Raw genomic sequence first — 15,171 nt, forward strand, 5'->3', positions numbered from 1 at the left:
CGGCGGCACCGGCCGCCGCGGCCCCGGACCACCGGAGCCACCTCACCCCGGCTCCCGAGCACGTGCCCGGGACTGTCCCCGCCGACCAGGTCGCCGCCGAGCACACCCCCACCAAGGAGTTCGCCACGGACGCGATCCCCGCCCCGCAGGGCGAGCACCTCGAGACGCACACGGTCGCCACCACCGCGCACGGCTCGGTCACCGTCGTGGCCACCGAGTCGGACCAATCCGAGCAGAACGGCGCCGACGGGACGGAGCGCTCGGCCGCCGGGTCCCTGCGCATCGACGGCACGCCCGGGGTGCCCGGTCGCGTGGCGGAGGCGGACCGCGAGCCGGCGCGCACCGATGACCACGGCGCGGACGTCGCGCAGCCGGCGGCGGTCGAGCCCGCGGCTGAGCGCCCGCCGCTCGAGGCCGCCCCGCCCACCCGTCGCGCCGAGGCCCCGGAGACCCACGCCGGCACCACGCCGGCCACGCCCCTGGGCGGCGCCCCGGAGCTGGATCCGACCGCGGCCTCGTCCGGCCGTGCGGAGGACGCCACCCCGGCGACCCGCCGCGAGGCCCGCGCCGCCCAGTCGGCGGCAGCCGCCGGGACTGCTGGGACCGCCGCACCGACGTCGTCGACGCCCACGACCGTGGCCCCGGACACCTCCACCTCCTCCGCCCCCACGGATGAGGAGCCCGCCGAGGACGACACCGAGGGCGCCGCCCTCCCGGACCTGCGGGCGGACCGCGACGAGACCCGAGCCTCGGACGCCGAGGGTGAGTCGAAGCTGGCCCAGGTCGGCGCCGTGGCGGCCTCCGCGTTCGAGACCGTGCGTGACAAGGTCGCCGTCCCGCTGCGGGACAACGTGGCCGTGCCCGCCAAGGACACGGTCGTGAAGGTGGTCAAGGACAAGCTGTCCCAGGCGCAGGAGCGCCGCTGGGGCAAGCGCTGACCGGAACAACCGCCCCACGACGACGGCGGCCGCCCCCTCGTGTGAGGGAGCGGCCGCCGCGCGTTCAGCGGAGCCCGCGCGGGCGCCCGCCGGGGGAAGGAGCCGTCAGATGCGGGCCTCGCCGCCGGCCTCGACGCCCGGGATGCCGTCGCCCTCGTGGCGCTTGACCTCGTCCTCGATGCGCTGGCCGATCGTGGCGTCCACGTTCTTCCAGTACTCGAAGGCGCGGGCCTGGACGTCCTGGCGGACGCCCTTCAGCGCGCCGGCCACGGTCTCCACGAAGTCCTCGCGCTCCTGGGCCGAGAAGACCTCGCGGACGAGGGTGCCGGCCTGACCGAAGTCGTCGTCGTCCGCGCGCAGGGCCTGGGCCTCGCGGGTCAGGGTGCCGTCGGCCTCCCAGCCGTCGTCCACCGGGCCGGTCTCGTCCGACCAGGAGTCGCCGTTGGAGTTCGGCGCGTAGGTGGAGCGGTCGCCGGTGTGGTCGTACCACATCTGGCCGTCGAAGGCGTAGTTGTGCACCGCGTTCTTGGGACGGTTCACCGGCAGCTGGTTCACGTGGGCGCCCACGCGGTACAGCTGGGCGTCGTGGTACGCGAAGGCGCGGCCCAGGAGCATGCGGTCCGGGGAGAGGCCGATGCCCGGCACGGTGTTGCTCGGGCTGAACGCGGCGGACTCGATCTGCGCGAAGTGGTTCTCCGGGTTGCGGTTCAGGGTCAGCGTGCCGACCTTGATGCGCGGGTAGTCCTTCTTGGAGATCGTCTTCGTCAGGTCGAAGGGGTTGAACCGGTAGGTCTTGCCCTCCTCGTAGGGGATCGCCTGGATGTAGAGGTCCCACTTGGGGTGGTCGCCCTTGGCGATGGACTCGAACAGGTCCTGGCGGTGGAAGTCGGCGTTCTCGCCGGCGATCTTGGTGGCCTCGTCGTTCGAGAGGCCGTGCACGCCCTGCTGGGAGATGAAGTGGTACTTCACCCAGTGCTTCTCGCCCTGGGCGTTGACCCACAGGTAGGTGTGGGAGCCGTAGCCGTTCATCTCACGCCAGGTGCGGGGCAGGCCGCGCGGGCCCATCAGGTAGGTCACCTGGTGCGCCGACTCGGGGTTGTTGGTCCAGAAGTCCCACTGCATGGTGGCATCGCGCAGGCCGGAGTCCGGCAGACGCTTCTGCGAGCGGATGAAGTGGGTGAACTTCATCGGGTCGCGCAGGAAGAAGATCGGGGTGTTGTTGCCGACGATGTCGTAGTTGCCCTCCTCGCTGTAGAAGCGCAGTGCGAAGCCGCGCACGTCGCGCCAGGTGTCCGGGGAGCCGAGCTCGCCGGCCACGGTGGAGAAGCGCAGGAGGGTCTCGGTCTTCGTGCCGGGCTGGAACACGAGGGCCTTGGTGTACTTCGACACGTCCTCGGTCACCTCGAACTCGCCGAAGGCGCCGGAGCCCTTGGCGTGCGGGCGGCGCTCCGGGATGTTCATGCGGTTGAAGTGCTGGTGGGTCTCCAGCAGGTGGGTGTCGTGCAGGACGATGGGCCCCTCGCTGCCCACGGTCAGGGACTGGCGGTCGCTGACGGCCGGGGCGCCGTTCTGGCGGGTGGAACCGGTCGCGTGCGGGGTCGTCTTCTGGTACTCCGTCATGGAACTCTCCTTCGTCGATCGACGTCGGCCGCGCACCGATCGGCGCGGTGGGCGGCGTCATCCCCGATCTTGGCATATTTCTGAATCAGTCAAAAGAACCGGGTGCCGGGGTCGGTCGCCGGGGCCGCGGGCCGCCGTCGCGCAGGCCCGACGACGGCGCCTGGTCACTAGGATGGAGGGCACCGGAGCCTTCCGGCCGCACAGACCCCCGTTCGAAGGGAACCCCCGTGACGCAGACGCCCGACATCAACACCCAGCCCCTCGCCGAGGTGGACCCGGAGATCGCCGCGGCGCTCGCGGACGAGCTCGGCCGCCAGCGGGGCACGCTCGAGATGATCGCCTCGGAGAACTTCGTGCCGCGCGCCATCCTCGAGACGCAGGGCTCGGTGCTGACCAACAAGTACGCGGAGGGCTACCCGGGCCGCCGCTACTACGGCGGCTGCGAGTTCGTGGACGTGGCCGAGAACCTGGCCATCCAGCGCGCCAAGGACCTGTTCGGCGCCGAGCACGCCAACGTCCAGCCGCACGCCGGCGCCCAGGCCAACGTGGCCGTGATGACCTCGCTGCTGGACCACGGGGACACGATGATGGGCCTGTCCCTGGCGCACGGCGGCCACCTGACGCACGGCATGAAGCTGAACTTCTCCGGCAAGAACTACAGCATCGCCGCGTACGAGGTGGAGCCGGACACCCACCGCATCGACATGGACAAGGTGCGCGAGAAGGCCCTCGAGGCCCGGCCGAAGGTGATCGTGGCCGGCTGGTCCGCCTACCCCCGTCAGCTCGACTTCGCCGCCTTCCGCTCGATCGCGGACGAGGTCGGCGCCCGGCTCTGGGTGGACATGGCCCACTTCGCCGGCCTCGTGGCCGCCGGCCTGCACCCGAACCCGGTGCCGCACGCCGACGTCGTCTCCTCCACCGTGCACAAGACCCTCGCCGGCCCCCGTTCGGGCTTCATCCTCTCCACCGAGGAGCTGAAGAAGAAGATCGACTCCGCCGTGTTCCCGGGCCAGCAGGGCGGCCCGCTGATGCACGCGATCGCGGGCAAGGCCGTGGCCTTCAAGATCGCCGGCTCCGAGGACTTCAAGGAGAAGCAGGAGCGCACCCTGGCCGGCGCGCAGATCCTGGCCGAGCGCCTGACCGCCCCGGACATGGCCGAGCACGGCATCTCGGTGCTCACCGGCGGCACGGACGTGCACCTGGTCCTGGTGGACCTGCGCGAGTCCCAGCTGGACGGCAGGCAGGGCGAGGACATCCTGCACGAGGTCGGCATCACGGTGAACCGCAACTCGGTGCCGTGGGACCCGCGTCCGCCGATGACCACCTCCGGCCTGCGCATCGGCACCCCCGCGCTGGCCTCCCGCGGCTTCGGCGAGGCCGAGTTCCGCGAGGTGTCCGACGTCATCGCCGAGGCGCTGAAGCCGAGCCCGGACGTGGAGGCGCTGCGCGCCCGCGTCGTGAAGCTCACCGAGGACTTCCCGCTGTACGACGGCCTCGAGGGCTGGTGAGCCGCCGATGACCGCGAAGGTCCTGGACGGCAAGGCCACCTCCGCCGCGATCAAGGAGGAGTTGCGCGGCCGCGTGGCCGCCCTCGCCGAGCGTGGGCGCACCCCCGGCCTCGGCACCCTGCTCGTGGGTGAGGACGCCGGCTCGCAGAAGTACGTGGCGGGCAAGCACCGCGACTGCGCCGAGGTGGGCATCGAGTCCATCCAGCGTGAGCTGCCCGCGGACGCGACGGAGGAGCAGATCCTCGACGTCGTGCGCGAGCTGAACGAGGACCCGGCCTGCACGGGCTACATCGTCCAGCTGCCGCTGCCGAAGCACGTGGACACCCAGAAGGTGCTCGAGGCCATCGACCCGGACAAGGACGCGGACGGCCTGCACCCCATGAACCTGGGGCGGCTCGTGGCCTCGGTCGGCGGCGAGCTGGACTCGCCGCTGCCGTGCACCCCGGCCGGCTGCGTCGAGCTGCTGCGCCACCACGGTGTGGGGCTGGCCGGCAAGCACGTGCTCGTGATCGGCCGCGGCGTGACCATCGGCCGGCCTGCCGGCCTCGTGCTCACCCGCCGCGAGGTCAACGCCACCGTGACCCTGGCCCACACCGGCACCACGAACCTCGACGAGCTGCTGGCGAGCGCCGACGTCGTGATCGCCGCCGCCGGCTCCGCCCACATGGTGAAGCCGGAACAGGTCAAGGAGGGCGTGATCGTCCTGGACGTGGGCGTCTCCCGCGTGACCGGGGAGGACGGGAAGTCCCGCGTCCTGGGCGATGTGGACCCGGCCGTGAAGGAGAAGGCGGCCTGGATGGCGCCGAACCCGGGCGGCGTCGGGCCGATGACCCGCGTCATGCTGCTGGCGAACGTCGTCGAGGCCGCCGAGCGCGCCGCCGACGGCGAGGACTGGGCCGGGGAGCGGGTCGGAGCCTGACCTCTCCCACTCCCGCGACCAACCCTGCGATATGGCCCCCATCCACCCCGGATGGGGGCCATATCGCAGGGTTCGTCGCCGAGGGGGCGGCACGCGTCCGGGCGGGTGGTGCGCCTATGCTGTCGCCTTGTGAGTCACACCACTCTGCACGCGTCCCCCGGCGACGCCTCCGTCATCCGTGCCCGTGGGCTGCGCAAGCAGTACGGCGAGTTCCACGCCGTGAGGGGCATCGACCTGGACGTGCGCCCCGGTGAGTGCTTCGGCCTGCTCGGTCCCAACGGCGCGGGCAAGTCCACCACCATGCGCATGCTCGCGGGCACCTCGCAGCGCACCGCGGGCGAGCTGACCATCCTGGGCATCGACCCGGAGGAGGACGGGCCGGCCGTCCGTGCGCGCCTGGGCGTGGTGCCCCAGCAGGACAACCTGGACGAGGAGCTCACCGCCCGGGAGAACATCCTGATCTACGGCCGCTACTTCGGTCTGCCCTACTCGTACCTGCGGCCCAAGGCCGAGGAGCTGCTGGCCTTCGCCCAGCTCACCGAGAAGGCGGACGCCAAGGTCACCGACCTCTCCGGCGGCATGAAGCGGCGGCTCGTGATCGCCCGCGCCCTGGTCAACGAGCCGGCCCTCTTCCTCCTCGACGAGCCCACCACGGGCCTGGACCCGCAGGCCCGCCACATCCTGTGGGACCGCCTCTACCGGCTCAAGGAACGCGGCACCACGCTGCTGCTGACCACGCACCACATGGACGAGGCGGAGCAGCTGTGCGATCGGCTCGTCGTGGTCGACGGCGGCGAGATCATGGCCGCCGGCACCCCCGCCGAGCTCATCCGCGAGCACGCCTCCCGCGAGGTCCTCGAGGCGCGCTTCGGCGCGGACCGCAACGAGGCCGCGGCCCGCACCGTCCAGGCCCACGCAGGTGACGGCGTCGTGCACCGCGTCGAGGTCCTCCCGGACCGCGTCCTCGTCTACGCCCGACGCGCGGACGACCTGCACGACGTCGTGCAGCGCCTCGTCGACGAGGGCGCCCTGCCCGCCCCCGTCACCACGCTGACCCGCCGCACGAGCCTCGAGGACGTGTTCCTCATCCTCACCGGCCGCACCCTGGTGGACTGACCCGTGCCGTACCCCACCACGACGACGGCCCCCGGCCCCGCCTCGCCCGCCGAGCCGCTGCGCCCGCCGGTCACCGCGGCGGCGTCCGCGGAGCGCGTGAAGCGCCGCGGCGTCCTGCTCTACGCCGAGCACCAGCTGCGGTCCATGCGTCGCTACGGCGCGGTGCTGCTCGTCGGGGCGCTCGGCGAGCCCGTGCTCTACCTGCTGGCCATGGGTCTGGGCCTGGCCCAGCTCATGGGCGGCGGGATGCCGCAGGACGCCCTGGGCGGGGTCTCCTACGTCGCGTTCATCGCCCCGGCGCTGCTGGCCTCGGGCGCGCTGATGACCGCGTCCGTCGAGTTCTCCTACCCGGTGATGGGCGGGTTCCAGTGGCAGCGCACGTACTACGCGGCGCAGGCCACTCCGCTGTCTCCGGCGCAGATCGCCCTGGGCCACCTCGTGGCGGTGAGCCTCCGGTTCGTGTTCCAGGCCACCGTGTTCCTGCTGGTGATGCTGGCGTTCGGCGTGGTCTCGAGCCCGTGGGCGTGGGTGCAGATCCTCACCGCCACGCTCGGCGGGCTCGCCGTCGGCGCGCCGATCATGGCGTTCGCGGCCTCCCTGAAGGAGGACAAGGGCCAGTTCGCCACCCTGCAGCGGCTCGTGGTCATGCCCCTGTTCCTGTTCTCCGCCACCTTCTACCCGCTCGAGGCGCTGCCGGTGTGGCTGCGCTGGATCGGCTGGCTCTCCCCGCAGTGGCATGCCGCCCAGCTCGGCCGCGTGCTCTCCTACGGGATGGCCGAGCCGGCCTGGCTCACCGTGGCGCACGTGGCGTTCCTGCTGGCCCTCGCGCTCGGCGGGGCCTGGCTCGCGGTGCGGATCTACACGCGCCGCCTCGGCTGGGTTCGCGGCACCCCGGACCGCGACGCCGTCACGGCCGCCCGCAGGGAGCGTGCCCCGCGCCTGGGCCGCCGTGCCGCGCGCACCGGGGCCGCCCGCGCCGACGTCGCACCCGCCACCGCGCAGGCGGACCCGGCCGCGCCGTCGTCGGTGGTGCGGGAACACGCCGTCGCCGTGCCGCCCATGCCCGAGATCCCCGTGCGCCGCGGCCCGCTGGTCGGCGCGTACTCGGGCAACGTGCGCGCGGTGATGGAGCGGGCGTTCCTGTCCCTGAAGTCCAACAACTGGGTGGTGTTCTTCTCCGGGTTCTTCGAGCCCGTGCTCTACCTGGCCTCCATGGGGCTGGGTCTCGGTGCGCTGGTCGGCGACGTGGCCGGCCCGGACGGCACCCCCGTCCCGTACGGCATGTACCTCGCCCCCGCGCTGCTGGCGGTCTCGGCGATGAACGGCGCCATCTACGACTCCACGTGGAACGTGTTCTTCAAGCTGCGCTACGCGAAGACGTACCAGACCATGCTCTCCACGCGGCTGGGCCCGCTGGACGTGGCACTCGGGGAGATCGCGATGGCGCTGCTGCGCGGGCTGATCTACGCGGTCGGCTTCCTGATCGTCATGACCGCGGCCGGGCTCGTCACCTCCTGGACGGCGCTGCTCATGATCCCCGGCGCCCTGCTCGTGGCGCTGGGCTTCGCCTCCCTCGGCATGGCGGTGACGAGCTGGATGAAGACGTTCCAGCACATGGACTGGGTCCAGATCGTGCTGATGCCCATGTTCCTGTTCTCGGCCACGTTCTTCCCGCTCGCGGTCTACCCGGAGCCGATCCAGTGGGTGATCCGCGTGTTCCCGCTGTGGCACGCCGTGGAGCTGATGCGCGCGCTCGCGGTGGGCGTGCTGAGCTGGGCGACCGCCGGCCACGTCCTCTACTTCGTGGTGATGGCCGGCGTCGGGGTGTGGCTGGCCGCCCGCCGGCTCGGCGCGCTGTTCCTGCGCTGAGGCCCCGCGGGCCGGTCAGGCCGCGCGCGCCGCGCGGCGCCGCCGGACCACGTCCAGGGCCGCGACCGCGGCGGTGAGCGCCCAGCACACGGCCACCATGCCCATGGCGGTCGAGGCCGCGTGCGCGTACGCCGCGGCCGACGGCGGCCCGGCGCTCTCGGCTGCGGCGCCGGCCAGGGCCGCGAAGAACGCGCCCGTCACCACGGACAGGCCCAGGGCGGTGCCGAGGCGCTGCGCCGTCTGGGCGACGCCGCCGGCCGCCCCCGCCTCGTGGCCGGCGACGTCGTCCATCATCAGCACCTGCGTGCTGGTGAGCAGCAGCGCCTGCGAGGCCGACTGCACGATCAGCCCCACCCCCACGATCCACGGCGACCACGCGCCGGCCGCGCTGCGCTCGAACGCGAGCGCGAGCACCCCCAGCGACACGAGGCCCACCAGAGCGCCGAGCAGCACGAGCACGGGCCCGCGCCGCTGCACCATCGAGCCCACCCACGGGGACAGGGAGGCCACGACGACGGCGCCGGGCAGGCCCACGAGGCCGGCCTCGAGCGGCGTGAACCCCATGCCGCGCTGCAGGAAGATCGCCACGATCGCGAACACCGCCGGCATGGTGGCCAGGTAGACGGTGGACTCGAGCGCGCCGATCGTGAAGGACGGCCGCCGGAACAGGGCCGGGTCCACCATGGGCTGCACGCCGGTGGCCGACGCCCGGGCCTTCACGCGCTTCTCCCAGAGCCACCACGCCGTCACGAGCGCGGCGGCGAGCACCAGCAGCCAGGCGGTGCCCGGGACGATGAACGGCACCATGAGGCTCACCCCGCCGGCGCCGAGCAGCAGGGCGCCCACCGGGTCCAGTGCGGCGATCCCGCGCGGGCCGGGGGCGGCGGGCAGGCCGTGCACGCGGGTGGGCGGCGGCAGCCAGAGGGCACCCATCGCGACGGCGGCCAGGCCCACGGGCACGTTCATGAGGAACGTGGAGCGCCAGCCCCACTCGGGGCCGAACGCGCCGAGGAACAGCCCGCCGAGCAGGGGCCCCACGGCCACGCCGAGGCCCACCACGGTGCCGAAGAGCCCGTAGGCCCGCCCGCGGGCGCGGCCGTGGAAGTTCGACTGGATGAACCCGATGACCTGGGGGTTGAACACGCCCGCGCCCAGGCCCGTGAGCAGGCGTCCCGCGTTGAGCAGCAGGGTGTCCCCGGCCAGGCCGGAGAGCAGGGAGCCGAGCATGTACAGCGTGATGCCCGCCAGGAACAGGTTCTTGCGCCCCCACAGGTCGCCGGCGCGGCCCGCGGCCACGAGCACGGTGCCGAACGTCAGCGTGTACCCCGCCAGCACCCACTGCAGATCCGCGCTCGTGGCGTCCAGGCCCGACTCGATGGCCGGCAGCGCCACGTTCACCACGGACACGCTCATCAGCGCGAGGAAGAGCGGCATGAGCAGTGCGGTGAGGATGCGGCGCTGGTCAGGGGTGAAGGCCCCGGACGCGGGGTCGGCGGGGTGCCTCAGGATAGGTACCGACGCGGGCCGCCCGATTCGGACCCCACCCCACGATGCGGGATGATGGAGGGCAGACCCCACGAGCCCCTCCGGAGGAGCACCCATGTCCCAGTCCCTGACCCCCGGTCCCGACGGCGCGCGCCGCGGCCCCCGCGCCGGCCTGCGCGTGGGATCGCTCGGCTTCGTCGCGATGATCGTCATCCTGATCGTGGCGATCATCTTCGCCGCGAACCAGAACGACGTGATCGGGTGGCTCGTGGTCGCGGTCGCCGCCGGCTGGCTCGTGTTCGCGGTGGTCGTGTACCTGCAGATGCGCCGCGGCGTCCAGGCCGCGGGCCGCAAGGTGGACACCGCCATGCAGAACGCCCGCGCCGACGTCGCCGCCCTGCGCGGCCGCGACGCCGACGCCGCCGCCCCCGCGGTGGTCCCGCCGGCACCGGCCGCGGACCCCCTGCGGGACACCAAGCTGGACCACTCGTTCAAGATCGCCCAGGTGCAGGTGCGCGTGGTGCGCGAGCAGCTCGCCGCAGGCGAGGGCATGGACCGCGAGATGGTGGACCGCGCCCTGGAGACCATCGACATCACGGCCTCCAACGCCCGCGACATGATCAAGGAGTCCCGGACCGGCGGCGCCGAGGGCCCGGTGAGCGGGACGGTGATCGGCTGATGACGGCGCTGCCCGAGAAGGACCCCGTCACCGGGAAGTACCCCGAGCCCGCCGAGGGCGAGCCCGTGGTGCACGCCCACGCCGGGGCGCCCAAGGCCGACGGCGCCGTGCGCGTGGCCACCGTGAACGTCAACGGCATCCGCGCCTCGCACCGCAAGGGCATGCGGGAGTGGTTCGCCGGCCGCGGCGTGGACGTGCTCACCCTCCAGGAGGTGCGCGCCCCCGCGGACGTCACGGCGCAGCTGGTCCGCGAGATCGTGGGCGAGGACTGGGACGAGGTGCACCTGGCGGACGCCGTGGCCGCCGCCAAGGGGCGGGCCGGCGTCGCGATCGCCTCGCGGTTCCCGCTCGGCGAGGTCCGCACGGGCATCGCCGACGCCGACGGGTACTTCGACGACGCCGGCCGCTGGATCGAGGCCGACCTGCGCCTGCCGGACGGCTCGCCGCTGACCGTGGTCTCCGCGTACGTGCACTCGGGCGAGGTCGACACCCCGAAGCAGGTGGACAAGTACCGGTTCCTCGACGAGATGGTCCGCCGCCTCTCCGAGCTGGCCGCGGGGGAGGGGCACGCCCTCGTCACGGGCGACCTCAACGTGGGCCACACCGAGCTGGACATCAAGAACTGGAAGGGCAACGTGAAGAAGGCCGGCTTCCTGCCCGAGGAGCGCGCCTACTTCGACCGGTTCTTCGGCGAGCTCGGCTTCACGGACGTGCACCGCGCCCTCGCCGGGCCGGTGCCGGGCCCGTACACGTGGTGGTCCATGCGCGGCAAGGCCTTCGACAACGACGCCGGCTGGCGCATCGACTACCACATGGCGACCGCGGGCCTGGCCGAGCGGGCGACGACCGCCGTCGTGGACCGCGCCCCCAGCTGGGGCACCCGCTTCTCCGACCACGCCCCGCTCGTGGTCGACTACCAGTTCTGACCGTGCAGGAGAGACCCGAGGCTGAGATGACCATGAAGAAGAACTCCGTGCAGGACGTCCTGGCCCAGGACGCCGCCGCCACCGCCCACCTGGCCGGCGCGTCCGCCCGGCACCGCGTGCTCTCCGGCATGCAGCCCTCAGCGGACTCCCTCCACCTGGGCAACTACCTCGGCGCCCTCGTGAACTGGGAGCGCACCCAGGCCGACTTCGAGGCGTTCTTCTTCATCCCCGACCTGCACGCCATCACCGTGCCGCAGGACCCGGCCGCGCTCGCGGAGCGCACGCGGGTGGCTGCGGCGCAGTTCATCGCCGGCGGCATCGACCCCGAGCGCTCCACGCTGTTCGTCCAGTCCCAGGTGCCCGAGCACGCGCAGCTGGCGTGGGTGCTGACCTGCATGACCGGCATGGGCGAGGCCATGCGCATGACCCAGTTCAAGGACAAGTCCGCCAAGCAGGGCGCGGACGCGGCCGGCGTCGGCCTGCTCGCGTACCCCATGCTCATGGCCGCGGACATCCTGCTCTATCAGCCGCATGGCGTGCCCGTGGGCGACGACCAGCGCCAGCACGTGGAGCTCACCCGCGACCTCGCCCAGCGCTTCAACCACCGCTACGGCGAGACGTTCGTGGTGCCCACCGGCTTCTACCCGGAGACCGGCGCGCGCATCTACGACCTGCAGGACCCCACGTCGAAGATGTCCAAGTCCGCGGCGTCCCCGAACGGGCTCATCAACATCCTCGAGGAGCCGAAGAAGACCGCCAAGAAGATCAAGTCCGCGGTCACCGACGACGGCACCGAGGTGCGCTTCGACCGCGAGGCCAAGCCCGGCGTCTCCAACCTGCTGACCATCCTCTCCGCGGTGTCCGGCACGCCGATACCGCAGCTCGAGGAGGAGTTCGTCGGCAAGATGTACGGGCACCTCAAGGTCGCGGTGGCGGACGCCGTCGTCGAGCGCCTGGCCCCCGTGCGCGAGCGCGCCCTCGCGCTGCTGGACGACCCCGCCGAGCTCGACCGCATCCTCGCCGCCGGCGCCGAGAAGGCCCGCGCCGTGGCCACGCCCGTGCTCGAGGACGTCTACGCCAAGGTCAGCTTCCTGCCGCCGCTGCGCTGAGCCGGGCCGCACCGGCCCCCCGACGACGGCCCGCGCCCCCGACCTGCGGGGGACGCGGGCCGTCGTGTTTCTCCGACTCGAGGCGGAGGCGGCGGCGCGTGCCCGGCTGTCAGGATGGGTGCACTGCCTCCGCTCCTGCCGCAGCGGGGGCGAGCCCCACCGACAGAGGAGTGCCGGAGCCATGTCCACCGCGGTCCCCATCCCCGCCGTCGCCGAGGTCCCGCCCGGCGCCGAACCCGTCCTGGAGACGGAGAACCTCGTCAAGGTCTACGGCCGCGGGGCGTCCCGCTTCGACGCGCTGAAGGGCATCACCCTGCAGATCCAGCGCGGCGAGTCCCTGGCCGTCGTCGGCAAGTCCGGCTCCGGCAAGTCCACCCTGATGCACCTGCTGGCGCTGCTGGACCAGCCCTCCGCCGGCGTGGTGGCGATGGACGGCCGTCCCGTCTCCCAGCTCAAGGCCGCGGAGATCTCCCAGCTGCGCAACGAGCGGTTCGGCTTCGTGTTCCAGCAGTTCTTCCTGAACCCGACCCAGACGGTCCTGGAGAACACCGTGCTGCCGCTGAAGATCGCCGGCGTGGGCCGGGCCCAGCGCACCCGCCGCGGCATGGCGGTGCTCGAGCGGCTCGAGCTCGCGGACAAGGCGAAGAACAAGGCCACGGACCTCTCCGGCGGACAGAAGCAGCGCGTGTGCATCGCCCGCGCGCTCGTGAACAACCCGACGGTGCTGTTCGCGGACGAGCCCACAGGCAACCTGGACTCCGCCACCTCGGCGGCCGTGGAGGACATCCTCTTCGGCCTGCACCGCGACGAGGGCATCACCCTCGTGGTGGTCACGCACGACGACGACCTGGCCGCGAAGTGCGACCGTCGCGTCGAGCTGCAGGACGGCGTGGTCATCGCCGACGAGCGCGTCGGCACCGAGCGGGACGGAGCACGGGCATGAAGGCCACCGACGTCGCGGGCACGGCGCTCGCCAACACGATGCGCTCCAAGCTGCGCACCTTCCTCACCGTCGTCGCGATCGTGATCGGCGCATTCACGCTGACCCTCACCACGGGGCTCGGCGCGGGCATCAACAAGTACGTGGACAACGTGGTCGAGGGCTTCGGCAAGCCCGGCGAGCTGACCGTGATGAAGCAGCAGGACATGTCCTCGGCCGGTGCGGCGAGCGGTTCGCCCCAGGAGTACACGGAACAGGACGCCGCCGGCGGCGAGATGTTCGGCATGCCGCAGCTCACCCAAGAGGACCTCGCCGCGATCGAGGACACCGAGCACGTCACCGAGGTGAAGACCTATCGGGTGGCCGAGCCGGAGTACATCCAGGGTCCGGACGACCGCAAGTGGCAGGCCGGCTTCATGGGCAGCTCCGGTGAGATCGACATGCTCACCTTCTCCGCCGGCCGTGCCCCCGAGGCCGGCGCCGACGAGATCGTCATGCCCGAGTCGTGGGTGGAGGACCTGGGCGCCAGCGACGCCGAGGACCTGATCGGCACGGAGCTGACCGTCGTGGCGGCGACCCCGCTGCAGGAGCAGAAGTCCGTGAAGACCACCGTGGTCGGTGTGACGAAGGCGGCCGCGTCCGGTGCGGGCACCGCCCCGACGCCGTCGGAGTCGCTCGAGCAGGCGATCTACGACATCACGACGGAGGGCCTGCCGGAGTCGCAGCGGAACACCTACTTCCAGGCCACGGCGATCGTGGAGGACCCGGAGGCGAACGAGGACGCCGTGAAGCAGGCGCTGGCCGACCAGGGCCTGCTGGCGCAGACCCTCGAGGAGCAGCTCGGCGTGATCCGCGGCATCATCGACGCCGTCACGTGGGTGCTCACCGGCTTCGCGCTCATCGCACTGCTCGCCGCCAGCTTCGGCATCATCAACACCCTGCTCATGGCGGTGCAGGAGCGCACCCGGGAGATCGGCCTCATGAAGGCCCTCGGCATGACCGGCGGGAAGATCTTCGGCCTGTTCACCATGGAGGCCGTCGTGATCGGCCTGCTCGGCTCGCTGATCGGCATCGGCCTGGGCGTCGCCGTCGGACTCATCGCGAACCAGGTGCTGACCACCGGCCCCCTCAGCGGCGTCACCGGCCTGGTCCTGTTCGCGGTCAACCCCCTCGCCCTGCTGCTGATCCTGCTGCTGATCGTGGCCATCGCGTTCATCGCCGGCACCTTGCCCGCCCTGCGTGCGGCCCGGAAGGATCCCATCGAGGCCCTGCGCCACGAGTGATCCTGCCGCCGCGCCCGTCACCGCCACCACCGTCACCCACGACACCGAGGAGCTCACCATGACCACCGATCGACCGCACCAGGACCCGACCCCGGAGCAGCCCGCCGCGGGCTCCCGCTACGGCACGCAGCCCTACGCGGCCCCGGGCTACGGCGCCCAGCCGGGCAGCCCGTACGGCATCGTCCCGGAGCCGGCCGCGTTCCCCGCGCTCCTGACGCTGACGCTCACGTCGCTCGCGCTGTACGTGCTGTCCTCCCTGCCGGCCCTGTTCGGTGGCGAGGAGAGCATCGAACGCATGCGGGACTCCCTTCGCCAGAGTGGCCTCACCCCCGAGCAGGTGGAGGAGATCGCCCCTGTCGTGGGCGCCTCCGTGACGGTGGGCACGATCATCGTCCTGCTCATCGGCGTGGCCCTGTACGCCCTGGTGTACTTCAACCTCCGCGGGGCCAAGAACTGGGCCCGCATCCTCGGCATCGTCGTCGGGATCCTGGGCACCCTCAGCGCCGTCGGCGGCATCTTCTCCTTCGTGACCTACCCCGGCATCGGCGGCGTGCTGGCCTCCGTGCTCAGCCTGGCGCTGGTGATCGTGAACATCCTGTGGCTGGTCAAGGCCTTCAACCCGCAGGTCGCGGCCTACACCCGTCAGGGCCGCCGCGCCTGACCCCGACGCCGTTCGCCGGCGGCGAGTCCTGGGTCGCCAGCCCTCGCCCCGGCGTCGGCCAGCGGAGACCATGGCGACATGGCCTCCGATCATCGACCCCCGCATCCCGCGTCCCCCC

At 72.4% G+C, this 15,171-nt stretch carries 12 protein-coding genes and 1 pseudogene; 11 read left to right on the plus strand and 2 right to left on the minus strand.

What is annotated here, in order from left to right; genetic code table 11:
• A pseudogene (locus J1M38_RS05580) lies at positions 1-938 on the plus strand (hypothetical protein); the annotation flags it as partial.
• 105 nt (positions 939-1,043) lie between these two features.
• Here J1M38_RS05580 and J1M38_RS05585 read toward each other — a convergent pair.
• Entirely contained in the window at positions 1,044-2,558 is a 1,515-nt protein-coding gene (locus J1M38_RS05585) for a catalase (protein ID WP_041102947.1), read from the minus strand.
• A 227-nt stretch (positions 2,559-2,785) separates the two neighbouring features.
• Here J1M38_RS05585 and glyA point away from each other — a divergent pair, with 227 nt between their 5' ends.
• From glyA to J1M38_RS05605, 4 genes are all read left to right on the plus strand, one after another.
• Positions 2,786-4,066, plus strand: a complete 1,281-nt coding sequence (glyA, locus tag J1M38_RS05590; protein ID WP_060974380.1) for a serine hydroxymethyltransferase — start codon at positions 2,786-2,788, stop codon at positions 4,064-4,066.
• 7 nt (positions 4,067-4,073) lie between these two features.
• On the plus strand, positions 4,074-4,985 hold the full coding sequence (locus J1M38_RS05595; protein ID WP_206481594.1) for a bifunctional methylenetetrahydrofolate dehydrogenase/methenyltetrahydrofolate cyclohydrolase: 912 nt from the start codon (positions 4,074-4,076) through the stop codon (positions 4,983-4,985).
• A 129-nt stretch (positions 4,986-5,114) separates the two neighbouring features.
• Complete coding sequence (locus J1M38_RS05600) at positions 5,115-6,101, plus strand: ABC transporter ATP-binding protein (protein WP_069942033.1); 987 nt, start codon at positions 5,115-5,117, stop codon at positions 6,099-6,101.
• Between the two features lie 3 nt (positions 6,102-6,104).
• Positions 6,105-7,970, plus strand: coding sequence for an ABC transporter permease (locus J1M38_RS05605; protein WP_081339291.1), 1,866 nt, complete (start codon positions 6,105-6,107; stop codon positions 7,968-7,970).
• A 15-nt stretch (positions 7,971-7,985) separates the two neighbouring features.
• Here J1M38_RS05605 and J1M38_RS05610 read toward each other — a convergent pair whose 3' ends face one another.
• A complete protein-coding gene (locus J1M38_RS05610) occupies positions 7,986-9,383 on the minus strand; it encodes an MFS transporter (protein WP_241246503.1) in 1,398 nt (465 codons plus the stop codon).
• A gap of 187 nt (positions 9,384-9,570) precedes the next feature.
• On the opposite strand from J1M38_RS05610, the gene J1M38_RS05615 reads away from it, so the two are divergent.
• From J1M38_RS05615 to J1M38_RS05640, 6 genes are all read left to right on the plus strand, one after another.
• Positions 9,571-10,134 (plus strand): hypothetical protein, encoded by a 564-nt coding sequence (locus J1M38_RS05615; RefSeq protein ID WP_036381966.1) that lies wholly within the window; start codon positions 9,571-9,573, stop codon positions 10,132-10,134.
• On the plus strand, positions 10,134-11,060 hold the full coding sequence (locus tag J1M38_RS05620; protein WP_060973412.1) for an exodeoxyribonuclease III: 927 nt from the start codon (positions 10,134-10,136) through the stop codon (positions 11,058-11,060). The genes J1M38_RS05615 and J1M38_RS05620 overlap by 1 nt, the downstream gene beginning before the upstream one ends.
• A 26-nt stretch (positions 11,061-11,086) precedes the next feature.
• Positions 11,087-12,169: a tryptophan--tRNA ligase gene (gene trpS / locus J1M38_RS05625; protein ID WP_069941879.1), complete on the plus strand. Its 1,083-nt coding sequence runs from the start codon at positions 11,087-11,089 to the stop codon at positions 12,167-12,169.
• A gap of 181 nt (positions 12,170-12,350) precedes the next feature.
• Complete coding sequence (locus tag J1M38_RS05630; RefSeq protein WP_061866935.1) at positions 12,351-13,112, plus strand: ABC transporter ATP-binding protein; 762 nt, start codon at positions 12,351-12,353, stop codon at positions 13,110-13,112.
• Positions 13,109-14,392: an ABC transporter permease gene (locus J1M38_RS05635; protein WP_061866934.1), complete on the plus strand. Its 1,284-nt coding sequence runs from the start codon at positions 13,109-13,111 to the stop codon at positions 14,390-14,392. The genes J1M38_RS05630 and J1M38_RS05635 overlap by 4 nt, the downstream gene beginning before the upstream one ends.
• A gap of 58 nt (positions 14,393-14,450) precedes the next feature.
• Entirely contained in the window at positions 14,451-15,053 is a 603-nt protein-coding gene (locus tag J1M38_RS05640) for a hypothetical protein (protein WP_061866933.1), read from the plus strand.
• The last annotated feature ends 118 nt before the right edge of the window (positions 15,054-15,171 follow it).

It is taken from the genome of Micrococcus sp. KRD070 (assembly GCF_017168435.1).
Taxonomy (GTDB): Bacteria; Actinomycetota; Actinomycetes; order Actinomycetales; family Micrococcaceae; genus Micrococcus; species Micrococcus luteus.

Excerpts from the sequence above, each read along its gene's own strand:
- J1M38_RS05585 (WP_041102947.1), bottom strand. The coding sequence starts at position 2,558 with ATGACGGAGTACCAGAAGACGACCCCGCACGCGACCGGTTCCACCCGC.
- J1M38_RS05595 (WP_206481594.1), top strand. The coding sequence starts at position 4,074 with ATGACCGCGAAGGTCCTGGACGGCAAGGCCACCTCCGCCGCGATCAAG.
- J1M38_RS05610 (WP_241246503.1), bottom strand. The coding sequence starts at position 9,383 with ATGAGCGTGTCCGTGGTGAACGTGGCGCTGCCGGCCATCGAGTCGGGC.
- J1M38_RS05615 (WP_036381966.1), top strand. The coding sequence starts at position 9,571 with ATGTCCCAGTCCCTGACCCCCGGTCCCGACGGCGCGCGCCGCGGCCCC.
- J1M38_RS05620 (WP_060973412.1), top strand. The coding sequence starts at position 10,134 with ATGACGGCGCTGCCCGAGAAGGACCCCGTCACCGGGAAGTACCCCGAG.
- trpS (WP_069941879.1), top strand. The coding sequence starts at position 11,087 with ATGACCATGAAGAAGAACTCCGTGCAGGACGTCCTGGCCCAGGACGCC.
- J1M38_RS05630 (WP_061866935.1), top strand. The coding sequence starts at position 12,351 with ATGTCCACCGCGGTCCCCATCCCCGCCGTCGCCGAGGTCCCGCCCGGC.
- J1M38_RS05635 (WP_061866934.1), top strand. The coding sequence starts at position 13,109 with ATGAAGGCCACCGACGTCGCGGGCACGGCGCTCGCCAACACGATGCGC.
- J1M38_RS05640 (WP_061866933.1), top strand. The coding sequence starts at position 14,451 with ATGACCACCGATCGACCGCACCAGGACCCGACCCCGGAGCAGCCCGCC.